15 protein-coding genes, 3 tRNA genes and 2 pseudogenes are annotated in these 19,647 nt (G+C 41.5%); 6 read left to right on the top strand and 14 right to left on the bottom strand.

What is annotated here, in order from left to right; genetic code table 11:
• Window positions 1–2: 2 nt before the first annotated feature.
• Window positions 3–983: an ion channel gene (locus tag PULV_RS07445; protein ID WP_193331346.1), complete on the bottom strand. Its 981-nt coding sequence runs from the start codon at window positions 981–983 to the stop codon at window positions 3–5.
• Between the two features lie 90 nt (window positions 984–1,073).
• On the bottom strand, window positions 1,074–2,729 hold the full coding sequence (locus PULV_RS07440; RefSeq protein ID WP_086742263.1) for a tetratricopeptide repeat-containing response regulator: 1,656 nt from the start codon (window positions 2,727–2,729) through the stop codon (window positions 1,074–1,076).
• A 120-nt stretch (window positions 2,730–2,849) separates the two neighbouring features.
• On the opposite strand from PULV_RS07440, the gene PULV_RS07435 reads away from it, so the two are divergent.
• Window positions 2,850–3,530 carry a M48 family metallopeptidase gene (locus PULV_RS07435; protein WP_193331345.1) on the top strand — a complete coding sequence of 227 codons (681 nt, stop codon included), beginning with the start codon at window positions 2,850–2,852 and terminating at the stop codon, window positions 3,528–3,530.
• Between the two features lie 23 nt (window positions 3,531–3,553).
• Here the strand turns inward: PULV_RS07435 and PULV_RS07430 are convergent.
• A tRNA-Tyr gene (locus PULV_RS07430) sits at window positions 3,554–3,638 on the bottom strand.
• A gap of 296 nt (window positions 3,639–3,934) precedes the next feature.
• On the opposite strand from PULV_RS07430, the gene PULV_RS07425 reads away from it, so the two are divergent.
• The gene (locus tag PULV_RS07425) at window positions 3,935–4,393 is read left to right on the top strand and encodes a bacteriophage T4 gp5 trimerisation domain-containing protein (RefSeq protein WP_193331344.1); all 459 of its coding nucleotides are present in this window, start codon (window positions 3,935–3,937) and stop codon (window positions 4,391–4,393) included.
• 75 nt (window positions 4,394–4,468) lie between these two features.
• On the opposite strand, the gene PULV_RS07420 is transcribed toward PULV_RS07425, so the two are convergent.
• Together PULV_RS07420 and PULV_RS07415 are read right to left on the bottom strand one after the other, a co-directional pair.
• Window positions 4,469–4,553 (bottom strand) — tRNA-Tyr (locus PULV_RS07420).
• A 510-nt stretch (window positions 4,554–5,063) separates the two neighbouring features.
• A tRNA-Tyr gene (locus PULV_RS07415) sits at window positions 5,064–5,148 on the bottom strand.
• Between the two features lie 113 nt (window positions 5,149–5,261).
• Between PULV_RS07415 and PULV_RS07410 the strand changes: the two genes are divergently transcribed.
• Complete coding sequence (locus PULV_RS07410) at window positions 5,262–5,786, top strand: VC2046/SO_2500 family protein (RefSeq protein WP_086742260.1); 525 nt, start codon at window positions 5,262–5,264, stop codon at window positions 5,784–5,786.
• Between the two features lie 50 nt (window positions 5,787–5,836).
• Here PULV_RS07410 and PULV_RS07405 read toward each other — a convergent pair whose 3' ends face one another.
• The 9 genes from PULV_RS07405 to PULV_RS07365 all read right to left on the bottom strand — a co-directional run bounded on the left by PULV_RS07405 (window position 5,837) and on the right by PULV_RS07365 (window position 16,468).
• A complete protein-coding gene (locus PULV_RS07405) occupies window positions 5,837–6,298 on the bottom strand; it encodes a YchJ family protein (RefSeq protein ID WP_086742259.1) in 462 nt (153 codons plus the stop codon).
• Window positions 6,299–6,410: 112 nt separating this feature from the next.
• Complete coding sequence (locus PULV_RS07400) at window positions 6,411–6,851, bottom strand: SulA-like leucine-rich domain-containing protein (protein WP_086742258.1); 441 nt, start codon at window positions 6,849–6,851, stop codon at window positions 6,411–6,413.
• 245 nt (window positions 6,852–7,096) lie between these two features.
• A complete protein-coding gene (locus PULV_RS07395; protein ID WP_193331343.1) occupies window positions 7,097–8,557 on the bottom strand; it encodes a tetratricopeptide repeat protein in 1,461 nt (486 codons plus the stop codon).
• Between the two features lie 82 nt (window positions 8,558–8,639).
• On the bottom strand, window positions 8,640–9,857 hold the full coding sequence (locus PULV_RS07390; RefSeq protein WP_227009374.1) for an O-antigen ligase family protein: 1,218 nt from the start codon (window positions 9,855–9,857) through the stop codon (window positions 8,640–8,642).
• Window positions 9,820–11,655 carry a hypothetical protein gene (locus PULV_RS07385; RefSeq protein ID WP_193331342.1) on the bottom strand — a complete coding sequence of 612 codons (1,836 nt, stop codon included), beginning with the start codon at window positions 11,653–11,655 and terminating at the stop codon, window positions 9,820–9,822. The genes PULV_RS07390 and PULV_RS07385 overlap by 38 nt, the downstream gene beginning before the upstream one ends.
• An 82-nt stretch (window positions 11,656–11,737) precedes the next feature.
• Window positions 11,738–13,099: an O-antigen ligase family protein gene (locus PULV_RS07380; RefSeq protein WP_086742257.1), complete on the bottom strand. Its 1,362-nt coding sequence runs from the start codon at window positions 13,097–13,099 to the stop codon at window positions 11,738–11,740.
• 92 nt (window positions 13,100–13,191) lie between these two features.
• Window positions 13,192–13,680, bottom strand: coding sequence for a hypothetical protein (locus tag PULV_RS07375; protein ID WP_193331341.1), 489 nt, complete (start codon window positions 13,678–13,680; stop codon window positions 13,192–13,194).
• Window positions 13,681–13,707: 27 nt separating this feature from the next.
• A complete protein-coding gene (locus PULV_RS07370; protein ID WP_193331340.1) occupies window positions 13,708–15,741 on the bottom strand; it encodes a bifunctional diguanylate cyclase/phosphodiesterase in 2,034 nt (677 codons plus the stop codon).
• Window positions 15,728–16,468: a transglutaminase-like cysteine peptidase gene (locus PULV_RS07365; protein ID WP_193331339.1), complete on the bottom strand. Its 741-nt coding sequence runs from the start codon at window positions 16,466–16,468 to the stop codon at window positions 15,728–15,730. Before PULV_RS07365 ends, PULV_RS07370 begins: the two co-directional genes overlap by 14 nt.
• Before the next feature lie 235 nt (window positions 16,469–16,703).
• Between PULV_RS07365 and PULV_RS07360 the strand changes: the two are divergent.
• From PULV_RS07360 to PULV_RS07350, 3 genes and pseudogenes are all read left to right on the top strand, one after another.
• Window positions 16,704–17,264: pseudogene (locus tag PULV_RS07360) on the top strand (sugar phosphate nucleotidyltransferase); the annotation flags it as partial.
• Window positions 17,265–17,365: 101 nt separating this feature from the next.
• Window positions 17,366–18,496 (top strand): non-hydrolyzing UDP-N-acetylglucosamine 2-epimerase, encoded by a 1,131-nt coding sequence (gene wecB / locus PULV_RS07355; RefSeq protein ID WP_193331338.1) that lies wholly within the window; start codon window positions 17,366–17,368, stop codon window positions 18,494–18,496.
• Between the two features lie 127 nt (window positions 18,497–18,623).
• A pseudogene (locus PULV_RS07350) lies at window positions 18,624–19,647 on the top strand (nucleotide sugar dehydrogenase); the annotation flags it as partial.

Below are 19,647 nucleotides of genomic sequence, written 5' to 3'. Positions count from 1 at the left end.
TGTTATCGGGTCATTTTTTTGACAAAGACCACCACAAAGAGTGCCAGTGTAAAGCTGCCACAGAAGGCTTCAATAGCTGCGATAAGCCTTGAATAACCCACAGGGGTGATGTCCCCATAACCCAGCGTGGTGAAGGTTACAACAGAGTAATATAAGCTATTGAAAAAGTCTGACATATTTTGTTCTGCACTTTGTTGTAATGAAAATTGAATTAGTTCATCACCAAAATTGACCCCTAAAAAGAAATACGCAATAGCAGAAATAAAAATCAAAGATAAAGAAAAGAAAATAACATTTGTGGGTTTTTCACCGTAACCACACAACAAATCAACAAATTTAGACACGATTCTGCGCTTTGAATACTTAGGTTGTTGATAACGGCGCATAATCATTTCTTTGTGGGTAAAAGCGCCTGCAACCTCAAATAATCCCTGATGCTCTGCAGCTTTACGTAAGTCTCGGTAGATTTCTTCCGATTGTTCATAATAATCGAGTGCAGCTTCATGGTTGCCTTGCTGCAACGCTTCTTTGGCAAATCGCTCTTGTTGGATCACATCGCCAACGGTCATATTATCGATGCGCGCCCCAATTAATTTGATGCCTAACATATTGGTATGTTGCAACTTACAGCAATGAAGATTTGCATCTCGCAAATCAGCTTTCATCAATGAGCAGTGGGTGAGTTTGGTATTAAATAAGTGCGCGCCATGCAGATTGGCCCGGTAAAAATCCCCAAAAGATAAATCGTAGCCTTCTTTTGAGCCTCTTCTTACTAAGTTTAAGCCGACTAGATTTGCCCGTTTTAGCTTGAGCCCTTGCATTAAGCCGCCATTTAGAGCGTATCTTTCAAGCTTATCTTTTAGATCTAGACCACTTTTATCGAATTTTTCATCGTGCCAAAAGCAAAAACCAGTGCCCATATCGATTTCTTGGCACTTTTTACCGTCGGGACTGCAATATTTACAAATAGGTTTTTGAGTCATAAGCGTACATGCACAAACTGAGATAATTTAAGGTTAGCACTAAAATTCCTCTTAAGCCGAGGAGGTGACTCATTTATAAGTAGTTTTTTATTATTTAGAGAGGTGTGCACTGATCCGCTTGAATTCTGTTTTTAGTTCGACACAGCGATCAAAATGAGCTTTGGGTAAGGTGATCCCATCTACGAGGTTGAACGTTTCGATACATTTTTGTTTTAAACTCGCCGTATCACTGTCTGGGTGTTGAAGTACCTGCAGCAGCGCTTGGATCAGGTTCAAAGCACTCCCAGTATTCATCGGGGCATAGTTGAGTGCTTTTTCGAACTCTTCAATGGCAAGGCTAAAATTGCCTTTTTTATATTGCTCGATCCCTTGTTTGTTATGGGTTTCAAAGTTGGCAATTTTTTGTTCAGCATTGTCAGCTTGCTCCGCCATAATCGCTTCAATAAAGTCAGTATTACGGCCATTGTTTTGTTTAAATTTATCTAATAACTCAAACGCTTGTTCAAATTCACCAATTTCGAGCAATGTCATGATTGACTCTGGATATAATTCCAAAGGCATTTCGCTTTCGTTGTTATTAATTTGCTCTTGCACTACTCCTAAGGATTTCTTTGATTGCAAATAGTTTCCTTTTAGCGCATCGAGTCGGGCCAAACACATGGCTTCGAAGACATCAAAAGGCGTATCAATAAATAGCTGTTGATCAGCCCTTGCTTTTTGTAATGCTATTTTTGTTTCTTTGAGATAGTGCTCTTTATCGGGCTCATTGTCGCTATTTTGTGCTGCATCAAATAATGCACGGATAAAATTAAGCTGATACGAAACATCTTGATGAATTGAGCGACGGCTCATGTCTAATAAATTCTGACAGGCGTTGATGAGCGAGTTATAGGCTTTGTTTTCACGCGCGATATCGGCCAGTAAAAATTGTCGAGTAAAAGAGTAAGGGGAGATACTCACACTTTGTTTGATTGTTTTGAGTGCCTCTTTTGTTTGGCCCATGGCTAATTGGCAGCGCGCCTTTATGTCATGGGCTTCGGCACGAAATCGATTGATATCAAGGACTTCTTCACACAAAGTGAGGGCTTGCTCGAAATCTTTTTTCAGTAAGTAAATGGAGGCACTCGAAATAAGCGCCCAGGTGACGCGTTTAATGGCTAGTTCATTTTTCAGTAACTGCAGTGCATTTTCATAGTCTTTTTGTTTGATGTAAATATTACTGAGTAATTGCACACAATACTGACGATACCGTGGCTGCGATTTTTTGACGGCTAAGATTAATTTAATCGCTGTATCGTATTGCTCTTGCTCTAACGCTAGCATCGCATCTTTAAGCAGTTGCTTTCGCTTATAAACTCGATGAATACGTGATTTTAATAATCCTTGTGAAAAAGGCTTGATCAAATAGTCATCAGGCTCAACTTCGACTGCACCGAGCACCATGGGGCGGGTACTTTCACCTGAGACAATCATATAAATGGCATCGACCGCCAAGCATTTTTTTAAGCGCAGCTCTTCGAGCAATTGTCGCCCGTCTTTACCTTGGCCTAAGTTATAGTCAATAAAAAGTAAATCGAACTTTGTTTCAAGACATTGCGCAAGTGCAGATTCACCGTTGTTGGCAAAATTGATATTCCGTGCACCGATACTAAACAACAATCCTTTCATCATGGTTTGAAATGAGCGTTGGTCATCTACTATGAGAACTTTTTTATCTTTATAGTTAATGAGTGATTTGGCTGTCATGGAATTGATTTTTTGAACCTTTAATTGTTGTCTCTGCCTATTAGATAGTAAACTATTTACCACCAAGCTGCTGTATTTCCTTCGCTAAATGCAGGTTAATTTTAAAAAAGGTCCTATTTGGTGCTGTTACCTGAGTTCACGATAAAAAAAAGTAAACGACGCAAAACGATTGCGATTAAAATTCAAAATCAGCAAGTTATTGTCCATAGTCCCTATGGTGTGTCAGTCGAGTATTTAACGCAGCTGGTTCAACAAAAACAACAGTGGATCATGATTCATTTACAACGACAGCAAGCGCAGGCCCAGCCCGGGCATTTCGATAGAGAAACAATTGATTTATTTGCAAAGCCCTATGCTCTCAATTGGCAAATTGCGAGTAAAAGCACTTACCTTGTCAGTGAGAGTTCAATTACGATTCATACCGCGAGTCGAGTAAAAGATCCTGCATCTTTTCGAGTCAAACAATTAGAAAACCTGTTTAGCGAGCAATTGAGTGATTACATTTCACAACGAATAACTCATTTTTCGTCATTAATGGGATTAAGTTATCAACAAGTGCAAGTGAAATACTATCGTCGACGTTGGGGATCATGTTCGAGTAAAGGAGTGGTCAGTTTTAATTTACTGCTAGCGCAAGTACCTACTTGGGTCATTGATTATGTGATAGTGCATGAATTAGCGCATTTGAAGTTTATGGATCACAGCAAGAATTTTTGGCTATTAGTCAAAAAATATTATTCTCAAGTCGATGAAGCACAAGATTGGTTAAACGAGAAGATGAACTTACTAGATACAAAATAGAGATTTATCAAGAAGGGAGTAGATGGTGGAGGGAGGTGGATTCGAACCACCGAAGGCTGAGCCGTCAGATTTACAGTCTGATCCCTTTGGCCACTCGGGAACCCCTCCGTTTCTACGAGGGCGATAATAGCAAAAATCTGATCGGTGTAAAGAAGTTTTATGACAGTTTTAAACTGTTTGCTTGTTTAGTAGTCATGTTGGTGTTTTTTGATCCAATAAAAAACAAAAATGAAGTCAAAAGAGCAAGGGCTGTTAGTTGTTCGTGATGAGTTCTGTTCCTGATAAACGCGTTTTTATCGAGATGAGAAGGTTGTTACTAATTTTGTTTAGCCTCAGCTAGTCATTCTAAGTAACCAAGTCTCTGCTTACAGCAGTGCTCAAGTTAAATATATTGCGTAAAATTAATGGTTGTGTTGATTCTTGATAAGCTAGAAAGTGTCAAACAGTCAAACAGTCAAACAGTCAAACAGTCAAACAGTCAAACAGTCAAACAGTCAAACAGTCAAACAGTCAAACAGTCAAACAGTCAAACAGTCAAACAGTCAAACAGTCAAACAGTCAAACAGTCAAACAGTCAAACAGTCAAACAGTCAAACAGTCAAACAGTCAAACAGTCAAACAGTCAAACAGTCAAACAGTCAAACAGTCAAACAGTCAAACAGTCAAACAGTCAAACAGTCAAACAGTCAAACAGTCAAACAGTCAAACAGTCAAACAGTCAAACAGTCAAACAGTCAAACAGTCAAACAGTCAAACAGTCAAACAGTCAAACAGTCAAACAGTCAAACAGTCAAACAGTCAAACAGTCAAACTGTCAAACTGTCAAACAGTCAAACTGTCAAACTGTCAAACAGTGTTATTGAATTTAAGGTTACTTTTACTAGGTAGGTAAAACTAGATAATCACGCGATAGGTGAACTAAATTGGCACTGAAAGAATGGTGGAGGGAGGTGGATTCGAACCACCGAAGGCTGAGCCGTCAGATTTACAGTCTGATCCCTTTGGCCACTCGGGAACCCCTCCGTTTCTACGAGGGCGATAATAGCAAAAATCTGATCGGTGTAAAGAAGTTTTATGACAGTTTTAAACTGTTTGCTTGTTTAGTAGTCATGTTGGTGTTTTTTGATCCAATAAAAAACAAAAATGAAGTCAAAAGAGCAAGGGCTGTTAGTTGTTCGTGATGAGTTCTGTTCCTGATAAACGCGTTTTTATCGAGATGAGAAGGTTGTTACTAATTTTGTTTAGCCTCAGCTAGTCATTCTAAGTAACCAAGTCTCTGCTTACAGCAGTGCTCAAGTTAAATATATTGCGTAAAATTAATGGTTGTGTTGATTCTTGATAAGCTACAAACAGTCAAACAGTCAAACAGTCAAACAGTCAAACAGTCAAACAGTCAAACAGTCAAACTGTCAAACTGTCAAACAGTCAAACTGTCAAACTGTCAAACAGTGTTATTGAATTTAAGGTTACTTTTACTAGGTAGGTAAAACTAGATAATCACGCGATAGGTGAACTAAATTGGCACTGAAAGAATGGTGGAGGGAGGTGGATTCGAACCACCGAAGGCTGAGCCGTCAGATTTACAGTCTGATCCCTTTGGCCACTCGGGAACCCCTCCAAATTCAGTGCGGGCATATTATCAAAAATGTTCATGATGTAAAGGAAAAAGATTAAAGAAATTGGCAGTAATGCCGATAAATTCATTAGTAAAAACAACAGTGGTTATTATTAATGCAGATTGATGGAATTTTAACAAACGAAGCACAGCTGGGTAATCAGCTGGCGATTTCGGTTGATGAAAACCGCAGATCTGACTTTTCGCTGTTGTTAGCGATGTTATCCCATGACGCTGTGGATTTTGCACAATTCCATTTACCTCATGAAGAGCAGCCCAACCCATATGCTGAAATCAGCGACAGTACTGATTTAAGGATTAAATTAGGTGCGGGGCCAGCTCAACCTTTAGCTATAAAACCAATAGATTTTTTGATTGGGCAAGAGAATGCGGCATTATTACAGTCCGATGGGATGAAGCAAATAAAGTTAAAGCAGTATTTAAAGCCAGAGCCGCTGGCATTGCGCGATGATAATTTGCATATATCATCGGAAATTATCAATAACTGCGAGCTAAATGTGAAAAAGCGATACTTAAAGCAAGATACTCAAATGGGCGAGATGCAAATCAATGCCGCAGCGTTTTATGATAATTTGCAAAACCCAGCCTTGCATAAACCATTATCTGTCATTACGGCATAAAAGCGCGCTGGATTTTTATTGCTATTTAATTTGCGATAAAACAGCTTAACTCAACCTGTAGCGTGACACTTTTTGTATTTTTTATCGCTTCCACACGGGCACAAATCGTTTCGGCCAACTTTTAGATCAGGTGTAGGCGTAATATCCCCATCAACGTAAAACCATTGATCGTCACGTTTTTCAAACCGAGATAACTCATTAAGTTGGCAGAATAAGTTCTGATAAAAGTACTGAGCACTGAATTCAACCGTGGCAAGATCACCGTTTTCTTCACTATTTAGCACCTTGAGTTTGATAAAACGGCAGCTTTTAGCAAAGTCGTTGATATCTGCAATGACGTTTTCTGGGCGTTTTTCGACCGCGTAAGTATGGTGAATATAATCTGCGTTTCTAATTACATAGGCACTAAAACGGGAGCGCATAAGTTGTTCAGCATGCGCTGGCGTGCGTTGGCCAACGATATAAGGTTGGCAACAGTGTTCAAATGTGAGGTCGGTACCACAATAACACATACATTTTTACCTAATCTTCAAAAACCGCAAGTGTATCGCAAAATTGCGAGGTTTTCCTAAATTTATACCGTTTAGCATTGCGTTCATTGAGCCTGATTCAACTGGTACGGTACTAATTTAAAGGGGCCGTTGAAATAGCGTTATTGTCTCTTACAAAGCTATAAAGCTGCGCTGTTTTTTTGTTAAGTGCTGGCTGGAGAGCTAATTGATTAAGCTGCTCGGCGTTCAGCATATTTGTCCAAGTGATGACAGCAGAAAAGTTACCATTATAAAGTGCGGAGTTGAGCACATATTCAAGGTTCGAAAGATGTTTTTGTCTGATCACAAGTAACTTAGATTTATCGATTGAGCAAGAGTCTAACAGCGATTTACTCGGCACTGCGTCAGGTGCAATGAGTAACGTCCAACCAGGTTGTTGATTAAATTGATGAAGGATTTTTAACAGCTCAAAAGTGGCGCTGATATCATCATCGACTTCAACTAGATGTAAATGAGTTTTAGCACAGGTATCTTGGTAACTTTTAACACGTCGTACATCAATTGTTTGTAACATAAGTATCTCACTGGTTGTTTATACAGTAGTTATGTATATACAGTAGTTTATACAGTTGTATGGTGCAAGCCTTTTTTTACATTTTGTTTATTTAAACAGCTACAAAAGTTCAAAAAATCATCTGATGTAATGCACTATTCGAAATATTGATAAAAAATAGGGGAGTGTTTGAATAAAAAAGCCTGCAATTATGCAGGCTAATGAGAAGGCACTAAGTGTTTGTGCCTTAGGGTAATCAAGTAAGATTATAGGCCATGATTTGCATCATGAATCTGTTCATATAAAGAAGCCGCATACATTCTTGCATCCTTAATTTGTTTTGCACATAAGTGCTTTTGCAACTTAGATATAGCTTCAACGGCTTCTATTGAACCTTGAGATTCAGCCAAGCTTAACCAAGTAAATGCGTGATATTCACTTTGTGGTAGGCCGTTACCTTTTGCGAACATTAGCCCTAAGTAAAACTGAGCTTTAACATGGCCACTAATTGCAGCGCGCCTCATCCATTTTGCCGCGCCAATATCATTCTTAGATTTAGCCATATGAATTGCCGTCGCAAACAGCTGATTTGCTGAAGGTGTCGCGGACTCGTTATTGTGATGGTTTTTTTGAGTTGAAATTTCAGTCAATAAATCATGCAAACTGATAAATGTTTCGAGCAGCTTTTTTTCAATTTCTAGTAACGACATGTCCTCGAGATCAAAATTAGAATGATTGTTTGTAGGTTCTGCTTCAAGCTCAGGTTCAACTTCTAGCTCAGGTTCGACTTCTAGCTCAGGTTCGACTTCTAGCTCAGGTTCGACTTCTAGCTCAGGTTCGACTTCGAGTTCAGCTTCTACTTCTAGCTCAGATTCTGCTCCTAGTTCAACTTCTGCTTCAAGCTCAGGTTCAACTTCTAGCTCAGGTTCAACTTCGAGCTCAGGTTCGACTTCTAGCTCAGGTTCGACTTCTAGTTCAACTTCTACTTCTAGTTCAGGTTCGACTTCGAGTTCAGATTCGACTTCTAGTTCAGGTTCGATTTCAAGTTCAGGTTCGATTTCAAGTTCAGGTTCGATTTCAAGTTCAGGTTCGCTTTCAAGTTCAGGTTCGCTTTCAAGTTCAGTTTCGACTTCTAGCTCAGGTTCAACTTCAAGTTCTGGTTCAATTTCTAGCTCAGGTTCTGCTCCTAGTTCAGCTTCTACTTCCAGCTCAGGTTCGGCTTCGAGTTCAGGTTCGATTTCAAGTTCAGGTTCGACTTCTAGCTCAGATTCGATATCAAGTTCAGATTCGACTTCTAGCTCAGATTCTGCTTCTAGTTCAGATTCTGCTTCTAGTTCAGGTTCGACTTCTAGTTCAGGTTCGACCTCGAGTTCAGGTTCGATACCTAGATTATTATCTTGCTCAAAATCCAAATCAGATTCCATGTCTAGTTCAAAGTCAGGGCCTTCAAACGCTAATAAATCATCGTTCTGATCTTCAACAGAGGTCGCTAACTCATCATCTTGCTGTTTAGATTGTTTACTTAGGTTACCAAAATGTTTTTTTTGGTTTGTTGGATCCGCAGGCTGAGCTTCGGGCTCTTCAGGTATGTCATCTATCAATTTTGATAGCGACTTTGCTTGTTTAGTGATGGGCATACTTTTGTGAGTCTGTTGCTTGTCAGAGGCATTGGCTTGTTCAGCCTCTACATTTAATTCAGCAGAATGGGGATCGTTTTCAATTGACATATAAAGCTTCTCACTAGGCGTAAAGGTAACAGTATCCTAGTGAAAAGCTTAGTGTAAATTCAGCTAAGTGCGAATATCGTGCTTAGGAATCTTGAGAATGTCTGCGTTTTGGATGAGGTAAGTGAGCAGTGATAATAACCAAACACAAAATGACGATAAAGGTTAGTGCATTGGCACCTGCTTGTAATGAATAATCGACAGTCGAATGTAAAAGCATATGTAAAATTGCCACGGCACAACCAAATGCAATCCCCTGATAAAGCGGCGTTTTTCGTTTAACCATCGTATGAATGGCTTGATACAATGCAAAAAGCATCATCGCGCCAAGTAATAAAGTAATAGGAAGACCCAGCTCAACAGCAAACTGGATATAATCATTGTGTGCATTATCGTAAAACCCAGAGTAGGGGCCTGGTTGATAAGCTGGAAATGCCGTATAAAAACTACCACCGCCACTTCCTAAGATCGGGTTATCTAAAATCAGCGGGAGTGAATCACTGACCACTTCATCACGAGTTTCAGAAGACAAGCTGGTTTCGACTAAGCGCTCTTTGACTTTTTCAAGGCCAAACATGGCGCCCACAATAATTAAATCAAGAATAAAAAAGCTTACAATTAAAGTACGTAAATATCTTGGGCGACGATTATAAAAGAAAAACGCAAAGAGGCTAATGGCAGCTAACGAGATAAAAAAGGCAGAGTTCCCCATACGAGAGCGCGTTAAGATAAGCGCGATGATCATGGCAATTAAGCTCAAGCGTAGTAGCATTTTTGAGCTCAATAGAATAGTAATGACACCACGTAATTTAGCTCTGAGCTGTGATCCACTGCTCGATAAGGCCAGTTGGCTGATTAACAGACCAATCCCAATTGATAAACACAGTGCTAAATAGTTAGCTAAAAAGTTCCAATAGGTAAACGAACCCGTGGCCCGATCATGATGTTGATAACCAAATAGTGGGCTAGTGATATCAGAGTTGAGGTTTAAATATGTGGCATAAAGCGCTTGGAATAATCCGGCAGCAATAATCGAATAACAGACTTTTTTAAGTGCATCTACATGATTAACGTAACTAAATATAAGCCAGGCAAACATAAAATACGTGATGCTTTTGATCAGCATTACTTTTGTCTGAGTGGGATCAATCGACAGTGTAGTCAGCGTATTTAGGGTATTTTCTGAAGCCGTCAATCCTGGGATAAGCTGTATGCCAAGAACAGCTATAACAGCCAAAATAGGCGCTAAGATGACCAAGCTTTGTTTAGGAGGGAGTAAATGCCAGTTCAGGTTCGATTTCAAGTTCAGGTTCGATTTCAAGTTCAGGTTCGATTTCAAGTTCAGGTTCGATTTCAAGTTCAGGTTCGATTTCAAGTTCAGGTTCGATTTCAAGTTCAGGTTCGATTTCAAGTTCAGGTTCGATTTCAAGTTCAGGTTCGATTTCAAGTTCAGGTTCGATTTCAAGTTCAGGTTCGATTTCAAGTTCAGGTTCGATTTCAAGTTCAGGTTCGATTTCAAGTTCAGGTTCGATTTCAAGTTCAGGTTCGATTTCAAGTTCAGGTTCGATTTCAAGTTCAGGTTCGATTTCAAGTTCAGGTTCGATTTCAAGTTCAGGTTCGATTTCAAGTTCAGGTTCGATTTCAAGTTCAGGTTCGATTTCAAGTTCAGGTTCGATTTCAAGTTCAGGTTCGATTTCAAGTTCAGGTTCGATTTCAAGTTCAGGTTCGATTTCAAGTTCAGGTTCGATTTCAAGTTCAGGTTCGATTTCAAGTTCAGGTTCGCTTTCAAGTTCAGGTTCGCTTTCAAGTTCAGGTTCGCTTTCAAGTTCAGTTTCGACTTCTAGCTCAGGTTCAACTTCAAGTTCTGGTTCAATTTCTAGCTCAGGTTCTGCTCCTAGTTCAGCTTCTACTTCCAGCTCAGGTTCGGCTTCGAGTTCAGGTTCGATTTCAAGTTCAGGTTCGACTTCTAGCTCAGATTCGATATCAAGTTCAGATTCGACTTCTAGCTCAGATTCTGCTTCTAGTTCAGATTCTGCTTCTAGTTCAGGTTCGACTTCTAGTTCAGGTTCGGCTTCGAGCTCAGGTTCGGCTTCGAGCTCAGGTTCGGCTTCGAGCTCAGGTTCGGCTTCGAGCTCAGGTTCGGCTTCGAGCTCAGGTTCGGCTTCGAGCTCAGGTTCGGCTTCGAGCTCAGGTTCGGCTTCGAGCTCAGGTTCGGCTTCGAGCTCAGGTTCGGCTTCGAGCTCAGGTTCGGCTTCGAGCTCAGGTTCGGCTTCGAGCTCAGGTTCGGCTTCGAGCTCAGGTTCGGCTTCGAGCTCAGGTTCGGCTTCGAGCTCAGGTTCGGCTTCGAGCTCAGGTTCGGCTTCGAGCTCAGGTTCGGCTTCGAGCTCAGGTTCGGCTTCGAGCTCAGGTTCGGCTTCGAGCTCAGGTTCGGCTTCGAGCTCAGGTTCGGCTTCGAGCTCAGGTTCGGCTTCGAGCTCAGGTTCGGCTTCGAGCTCAGGTTCGGCTTCGAGCTCAGGTTCGGCTTCGAGCTCAGGTTCGGCTTCGAGCTCAGGTTCGGCTTCGAGCTCAGGTTCGGCTTCGAGCTCAGGTTCGACTTCTAGTTCAGGTTCGGCTTCGAGCTCAGGTTCGGCTTCGAGCTCAGGTTCGACATTAAGCTCAGATTCGACATCAAGTTTAGGTTCGACTTCTAGTTCAGGTTCGACTTCTAGTTCAGGTTCGACTTCTAGTTCAGGTTCGACCTCGAGTTCAGGTTCGATACCTAGATTATTATCTTGCTCAAAATCCAAATCAGATTCCATGTCTAGTTCAAAGTCAGGGCCTTCAAACGCTAATAAATCATCGTTCTGATCTTCAACAGAGGTCGCTAACTCATCATCTTGCTGTTTAGATTGTTTACTTAGGTTACCAAAATGTTTTTTTTGGTTTGTTGGATCCGCAGGCTGAGCTTCGGGCTCTTCAGGTATGTCATCTATCAATTTTGATAGCGACTTTGCTTGTTTAGTGATGGGCATACTTTTGTGAGTCTGTTGCTTGTCAGAGGCATTGGCTTGTTCAGCCTCTACATTTAATTCAGCAGAATGGGGATCGTTTTCAATTGACATATAAAGCTTCTCACTAGGCGTAAAGGTAACAGTATCCTAGTGAAAAGCTTAGTGTAAATTCAGCTAAGTGCGAATATCGTGCTTAGGAATCTTGAGAATGTCTGCGTTTTGGATGAGGTAAGTGAGCAGTGATAATAACCAAACACAAAATGACGATAAAGGTTAGTGCATTGGCACCTGCTTGTAATGAATAATCGACAGTCGAATGTAAAAGCATATGTAAAATTGCCACGGCACAACCAAATGCAATCCCCTGATAAAGCGGCGTTTTTCGTTTAACCATCGTATGAATGGCTTGATACAATGCAAAAAGCATCATCGCGCCAAGTAATAAAGTAATAGGAAGACCCAGCTCAACAGCAAACTGGATATAATCATTGTGTGCATTATCGTAAAACCCAGAGTAGGGGCCTGGTTGATAAGCTGGAAATGCCGTATAAAAACTACCACCGCCACTTCCTAAGATCGGGTTATCTAAAATCAGCGGGAGTGAATCACTGACCACTTCATCACGAGTTTCAGAAGACAAGCTGGTTTCGACTAAGCGCTCTTTGACTTTTTCAAGGCCAAACATGGCGCCCACAATAATTAAATCAAGAATAAAAAAGCTTACAATTAAAGTACGTAAATATCTTGGGCGACGATTATAAAAGAAAAACGCAAAGAGGCTAATGGCAGCTAACGAGATAAAAAAGGCAGAGTTCCCCATACGAGAGCGCGTTAAGATAAGCGCGATGATCATGGCAATTAAGCTCAAGCGTAGTAGCATTTTTGAGCTCAATAGAATAGTAATGACACCACGTAATTTAGCTCTGAGCTGTGATCCACTGCTCGATAAGGCCAGTTGGCTGATTAACAGACCAATCCCAATTGATAAACACAGTGCTAAATAGTTAGCTAAAAAGTTCCAATAGGTAAACGAACCCGTGGCCCGATCATGATGTTGATAACCAAATAGTGGGCTAGTGATATCAGAGTTGAGGTTTAAATATGTGGCATAAAGCGCTTGGAATAATCCGGCAGCAATAATCGAATAACAGACTTTTTTAAGTGCATCTACATGATTAACGTAACTAAATATAAGCCAGGCAAACATAAAATACGTGATGCTTTTGATCAGCATTACTTTTGTCTGAGTGGGATCAATCGACAGTGTAGTCAGCGTATTTAGGGTATTTTCTGAAGCCGTCAATCCTGGGATAAGCTGTATGCCAAGAACAGCTATAACAGCCAAAATAGGCGCTAAGATGACCAAGCTTTGTTTAGGAGGGAGTAAATGCCCGCGGTTAAAATAGGCTAAGCCTAAATGTGCTAAAAATAACCCGCCAACAAAGCAACTAAGTAACATCATCGCCCATGGGCGATAACTACCAAGGGGAATAGGCAACCAAAAAATGATTAAACATAAACATCCTAAAATTACAGCTTTCAACTTTGTACCCATCGTCCTATTCCATTATTGGGCGCTATCATACCAAGACTATAAAATTGTTGAAATTTAAATATAAAAAAAGCCCTTAAAAAAGGGCCTTTTTATTATAAACCTTGCTCAGAAACACCGCCGCCGCCGCCGCCGCCGCCGCCACCAGCGTTTCCACCACGGTTGCCGCCAGCATTGTTATTGCCTTGGCCTGCGTTGTTTTGACCTAGACCTGGGTTATTACCACTTTGGCCTTGACCTTGGCTGTTTCCAGCTGCAGTTGCTTGAGAAGCTGTCGTTGCATCAACACCATTCGCAACTGCAACAGCAGTTACTGTATCAGCTGAAACACCGGCTTCTGTTGCTGCATTTAAAAGAGCAGGAACATTTGCTGATTCTGCACCTACAGATTCAATCGCCGCTGCTAAAAGCTCATCTGCCATTTCTGGGTTTGCTTCAATCGCTGCTTTAAGAGAATCTGCAGCATTTTGTGTATTAGCAAAAGCAGCAGCAATGATTTCCTGTGCTGTTTGTGCAGACGCTGGCATCACTGCCATTGTCCCTACAGCTGCAAGCAATAAAGTTGCAATAGTTGTTTTTTTCATGGTTATCCTTTTAAGTTCCATGGTTAGTTAACAATCCTTTAAGTATTTTAAAGTATTTAAAAAGTCGTTGCACTCACTTTTTAAACAATCATGAGAAAGTTTCATCGGTGCTTGTATAAACTGCCCCTGACATGCATCACAATGCAGCTCTGTGACACTTTTATAAGATTCAATATCTTCAACATGACACGCGATTACTTTAATCCCCAGACCATGACAAATTTGTGTCACCGCTTGAATAAAATAGTTGTTATCGGGGTTTTGCATTAAATCACGTACATAACTGCCATCGAGTTTAATAAAATCGATATCTAACCCACGTAAATATTTGAACGAGCTAAAGCTGACACCAAAACGCTCGATACACATTTTAATACCATGAGACTTAAACACATTTATATGTGCAGTTGCACTGTTAATATTATCGATCAGTGCAGTTTCATTGACTTCAAAATACAAGTTGTCTAGCTGGCCTTGTTTATCTTGCATAAAATCATTGAGCCAAGTAACAAACGAATCGCTGTGTAATGATTGGCGGCTAATATTCAGGGCGATGGGTTTATCAAGACCATTTTGAATATGTGACCAAAGCGCTAGAATAAGTTTTTTATCGAGTTCTTCAGTCAGGTTAAGGCGCTCAGCCATGGCAAATAATTGCGCGTTAGCAATTAAATTACCTTGATGATTAAAACGAGCAAATAATTCGTTATAAATAATGTTAATGCTATTGGCCGCTTTAATTGGCTGGAATGAAAACTCTATTTCACCGCTGGCAATAATGTCCTTAATTAAAGCACTCCAATCTTGCAAACCAAGGGCTGGGCCTTGTTCAAACGCTGCTGATTGGAAAGTATCTGAATTAAAGCCGCTGCCCAGTTGCGCGGTTTCTGCGGTAATTAATGTATCAAGGCGCGATAATAAATGGCTAATGGAGTCATGGTGAGTAAAACCAGTCACCACTAATTGGCCAAATCCTTCGGGGTAACGGCTTGAATTTTGCGCATGTAAGGTTTCATAGGCTTGCTGAACGTGCTCTAAGCAAAGTTCGATGCTGCATGGCAACATAAAAATAAAACTGCCGCCTGCGGTTCTAAATACTTTTGCACCTTCAATGTCATGAATCGCGCTTTTTAAAATTGAAACGGCCTGCACAACATAATCATCACCTGACTGATAACCAAAGTCACGATTCATACTTTGTAAAGAAGGTAAGGTCATTAAACCAATCGAGTAAACATCAGTATGACCCTCAAGGTCGTGCTGGAACGCGCTGAACTGGCTTTCAAATGCACGGCGATTACCTAGTTTGGTGAGTTTGTCTAAATAAGCATCTTGGGTGAGGGTTTCAGCATGTTGCGTCATCGATTCAAAGGTTTTTTGCACATTGCTAATCATGGCATTAATCGCCAATGCCAGTACATTGACTTCTTTGGTCCAATAAAATGTTTCGTTTTGAATAAACTGCTTTTTAGTTACCGCGTCGGCTTGAGCGGTAATGGTCGAAATGGGCTTAAGCACCATACGCAAAATCAAATAAGCAAACAATAAACTGGCCGCTAAAATAGCCAACGAACCAGAAAAAGCCCGAATACTGTAATCCCATAACTGCAGGTACGATACACCAGGGTGGCTGGTCACATACAAAGTACCGGCTATTTGCCAACCATCATTGACTTCAGACGAACCCGTCGGCGGGGTCAACTCAAACAAATGCATAAACCACGCAGGCACAGACTCAACCGACTTCGGGTTTTCTCTGTTGAGCTTGATCACACCGTTGGAATCAACAAACTTCATCGACTGGTAATAACCCGAGTCAAAAATCGCCGCCATCATGGTATCGGCGATGACAAGGTTTTGATCGTCCATATAAGGCGAAATCGATAAACCTAAACTGGTTGCGGCATCTTGGGAGTGGCTAGCCATTTGCTCATTTAAATAATCACGTGTGTGGTCAACACTTATCAACAAACGTCCGGCGAAAGATAACAGTGTTAACAAGATAATAAGGCCATACAACTGAACTTTTAAGCTGATCCCTTTGTGATTAGATTTTGGCATAACTGGTTCCTTTTGATTGATTCCCATCAATATTGTTCATTTCACCTCGCTCGATCCGCTGCATTAAATGTTCCCATGCAGAGACGCCTTTGGAATTTTTTACTTTTTTGCCTAAACCTTTGGCTTTCGCCATCCATAATCCTTGGCCATTAAAGCTGTATATCGGTTTAAGATCTCGACGTTGACTGGCGGGTTTGATGCGTTGTTCAAAATTATCGAGCACTAACGGAATGGCATCTGGTTTTTCAAAATAAATCAGCACCATATGAGGCTCATTGACCGTTAGCTGGCGGACATACATTAAGCGCATTTTCTCTTCTGAGACTCCTAATGACAGCAATGAAAAGTATTTTGCAATCGCATAATCTTCACAATCACCACTGCCGACACCCAGCATTTCAACGGGGCTGGCCCAGTAGTCGTTTTTGCCCCATAACGGTAAATCATTTTGGTATTGGATCTGGCGATTGAAAAAGCTATTAACTTTATTAAGCTGCTGCCACTCACTGTCGCCATTAATGTCGTTAAGTAGAGACATCCAATTATTAACGCGTTGGCTACCAACTTGACCATAAACCTGATTTATTTTATTCAAAACAGCATCAGTCGCTAAGTCATCAAGTAAGCGAGATGCTAGTACACAAAATGAGATGATAAGCAAAGGCAAGAGCCAAAAACGTAACAAAAGAGAAGCCTTAATGTTTGTTGAAATATAATCATAACTCATAGCACACTAACTCTAAATGACTTAGCTGCTAAAACGGGTATTTTTTTATATCTTAGTGCGCCAGATCATGCCAGTGCTTAAACTTTATACGAAAAGCTAAAAAAACAAAACTAACACAGGCAATGAGTTACTATTATTTGATATAGTATTTGGTAGTTTTAGATAGATATCACCTAATTAAAGATAAAAACATGACAATAAAAGTACTTAGCGTATTTGGCACGCGCCCCACGCACCGTTTGCGGTACTGTTACCTGATGTCATCATCGATCAATACAAATCAAATTTAAAAACCGACAACCTTGCACAAATGATCAATCGTTTTGAGCAAACGGGCGCCAACCAAATTATGGTTGAGCCAGTCCCGCACGAGTTAGTGAATCAGTATGGTGTCGTCGATTTAAAGGGTGCTGTAATTTCTGCAGGTGACAACGCTGTCATATCTGATATGGTTGAAAAACCCGCCATCGACGAAGCACCAAGTAACTTAGCCATTACTGGCCGTTATGTATTGTCGCAAGCGATTTGGGATTTACTTGAATTTACCCCACCAGGCGCTGGCGGCGAAATTCAACTCACCGATGCATTGCATCAGTTACGTTTGCTCGAAACCATCGAAGCCTACCACTTAAAAGGTAAGTCGCACGATTGCGGCTCAAAAATTGGTTACATGCTGGCAAACGTAGAATACGCCATGCAGTGCTGTTCATTAGGTGATGACTTCAAAGCAGGTTTACACAGCCTACTGGCCATCGAAAACGCCAAAGTAAACAGCAAACAAACTGATAACGCCTAACTTTCAAAGTTAAGGTAAAGCCGCTAGCTGGTTGGTACAAAACGGCGAGATAGCAGTCAAACTGAGTAACATATTTAGCAATTTATAAAACAGGTAACATAATGACAATTAAGGTATTAAGCGTATTTGGCACGCGCCCCGAAGCAATAAAAATGGCCCCACTCGTCAAAGCGCTCAATGATGCAGAGGGAATAGATGCCAAAGTGTGTGTGACCGCACAGCACCGCGAAATGCTCGACCAAGTACTTGAACTCTTTGATATTGTGCCAGAGTACGACCTGAACATCATGAAACCGGGTCAGAGCTTATACGATGTCACCACCAATATTTTATTGGGCCTCAAGCCGATTTTAGAAGAATTTAAACCCGACATCGTGTTAGTGCACGGTGACACCAGCACCACGCTTTCAGCAAGCTTGGCCGCGTTTTATCAACAAATTCCAGTTGGGCATGTAGAAGCGGGTTTACGCACCGGTAATTTAAGCTCACCTTGGCCAGAGGAGGGCAACCGTAAGCTGACAGGCGCAATCACCAAATTACATTTTGCTCCAACCGAAACCTCACAGCAAAACTTATTAAACGAAGCGATTAATGGCGATGATATTGTCATTACTGGCAACACGGTGATTGATGCATTGTTGCAAGTGGTTGATAAAGTACAAAACGACACGGATTTAATCAGTACCCTTAAGGCAAAATTTCCTGAGCTTGACGAGAATAAAAAACTGATTTTAGTAACCGGCCACCGCCGCGAAAGCTTTGGCGGCGGGTTTGAGCGTATTTGTGAAGCACTGGCTGATATTGCCACCGCGCACCCAGAGGCACAAATTCTTTACCCAATGCATTTAAATCCTAATGTACGCGAGCCAGTTAATCGTATCTTAAAAGATGTAAACAACGTTCACTTAATTGAGCCGCAAGAATATTTACCGTTTGTGTATTTAATGAATCAAGCGCACATTATTGTCACGGATTCTGGCGGCGTCCAAGAAGAAGCCCCCAGCCTAGGTAAACCGGTACTGGTGATGCGCGATACCACAGAGCGCCCAGAGGCTGTAGCTGCGGGTACGGTTAAATTAGTCGGCACAGACAAAGACCGCATAGTGAGCGAAGTCCATAACTTACTGACCAATCAGGCTGATTACGACACCATGAGTCGTGCTCATAACCCATATGGTGATGGCCAAGCCTGCGCCCGTATTGTCGCAAAAATTAAAAAGCACTTTGCTTAAACACAGCCGCAAAGGCTAAAACAATCAGTTAAATAAAAAACCAGTTAATCATTTTATTGCCCGCGCTGTTTAAGCGAACAGAAGTAAAAACGGCGCGTATCAATCATAAGTTTTAAGGAAAAAGACCATGTCTATCAAAAAAGTATCCGTGATAGGGTTAGGGTATATCGGCTTACCAACAGCGGCTGTAATTGCATCGCGCGGAATGGAAGTCGTGGGGGTTGATGTCAACCAACATGCAGTAGACACCATTAACGCTGGTGACATTCATATCGTCGAGCCTGATTTAGACATCGTTGTACGCGGTGTCGTTACAACGGGTAATTTACGTGCCACCACCACGCCAGAAAAAGCCGATGTGTTTATGGTCGCCGTACCAACACCCTTTATTCACAGTGATTCAGGCGAGCACAAAGCCGACCTTAGCTATATTGAATCAGCTGCCAATGCTATTGCCCCAACAAGGGTGTGGCCAAATGGTTGAGTGCAGCACGCCCTGATTTAAGCTTTCCGCAAGACCAAGGTGATGCAGCAGACATCAACGTGGCCCATTGCCCAGAGCGCGTACTGCCTGGTTATGTACTACAAGAGCTGGTCTCAAACGACCGTGTCATTGGTGGCATGAGCAAAGCCTGTAGTGCCAAAGCCGTTGAACTGTACGAAACATTTGTCCGCGGCGAGTGTATTGTGACAAATGCCCGCACCGCAGAAATGGCCAAACTCACCGAAAACTCATTCCGTGATGTCAACATTGCTTTTGCCAATGAACTATCAGTGATTTGTGACAAGCTAAAAATCAACGTGTGGGAACTCGTTAAACTGGCTAATCGCCACCCACGAGTGAACATTTTAAACCCAGGCCCAGGTGTAGGCGGTCATTGTATTGCTGTTGACCCATGGTTTATTGTGGATAGCTGCCCAGACGAAGCAAAAATAATTCGTCAAGCACGTTTAACTAACGATGCCAAACCTTACTACGTGATTGACCAAATCACCCAAGCGGCCGACCAATTTAAAAAACCTGTCATCGCCTGTTTAGGTTTGGCCTTTAAAGCCGACATTGATGACTTGCGCGAAAGCCCAGCACTGCAAATAGTGCAAGAGCTGGCAGGCTCAAACATAGGTGAGATTTTAGCGGTCGAGCCAAACAT

This window comes from Pseudoalteromonas ulvae UL12, from assembly GCF_014925405.1.
Lineage (GTDB): Bacteria > Pseudomonadota > Gammaproteobacteria > Enterobacterales > Alteromonadaceae > Pseudoalteromonas > Pseudoalteromonas ulvae.
Note: the sequence above shows the minus strand (reverse complement) of the source record. Positions and strands in the feature narration are given on the sequence as shown.

Bases quoted from the DNA above. Each gene is read 5' to 3' on its own strand.
- PULV_RS07410 (WP_086742260.1), top strand. From the start codon at position 5,262: ATGCAGATTGATGGAATTTTAACAAACGAAGCACAGCTGGGTAATCAG.
- PULV_RS07365 (WP_193331339.1), bottom strand. From the start codon at position 16,468: ATGAGTTATGATTATATTTCAACAAACATTAAGGCTTCTCTTTTGTTA.
- PULV_RS07375 (WP_193331341.1), bottom strand. From the start codon at position 13,680: ATGAAAAAAACAACTATTGCAACTTTATTGCTTGCAGCTGTAGGGACA.
- PULV_RS07425 (WP_193331344.1), top strand. From the start codon at position 3,935: ATGGTTGTGTTGATTCTTGATAAGCTAGAAAGTGTCAAACAGTCAAAC.
- PULV_RS07380 (WP_086742257.1), bottom strand. From the start codon at position 13,099: ATGGGTACAAAGTTGAAAGCTGTAATTTTAGGATGTTTATGTTTAATC.
- wecB (WP_193331338.1), top strand. From the start codon at position 17,366: ATGACAATTAAGGTATTAAGCGTATTTGGCACGCGCCCCGAAGCAATA.
- PULV_RS07445 (WP_193331346.1), bottom strand. From the start codon at position 983: ATGACTCAAAAACCTATTTGTAAATATTGCAGTCCCGACGGTAAAAAG.
- PULV_RS07440 (WP_086742263.1), bottom strand. From the start codon at position 2,729: ATGACAGCCAAATCACTCATTAACTATAAAGATAAAAAAGTTCTCATA.
- PULV_RS07370 (WP_193331340.1), bottom strand. From the start codon at position 15,741: ATGCCAAAATCTAATCACAAAGGGATCAGCTTAAAAGTTCAGTTGTAT.
- PULV_RS07400 (WP_086742258.1), bottom strand. From the start codon at position 6,851: ATGTTACAAACAATTGATGTACGACGTGTTAAAAGTTACCAAGATACC.
- PULV_RS07385 (WP_193331342.1), bottom strand. From the start codon at position 11,655: ATGTCAATTGAAAACGATCCCCATTCTGCTGAATTAAATGTAGAGGCT.
- PULV_RS07405 (WP_086742259.1), bottom strand. From the start codon at position 6,298: ATGTGTTATTGTGGTACCGACCTCACATTTGAACACTGTTGCCAACCT.
- PULV_RS07395 (WP_193331343.1), bottom strand. From the start codon at position 8,557: ATGTCAATTGAAAACGATCCCCATTCTGCTGAATTAAATGTAGAGGCT.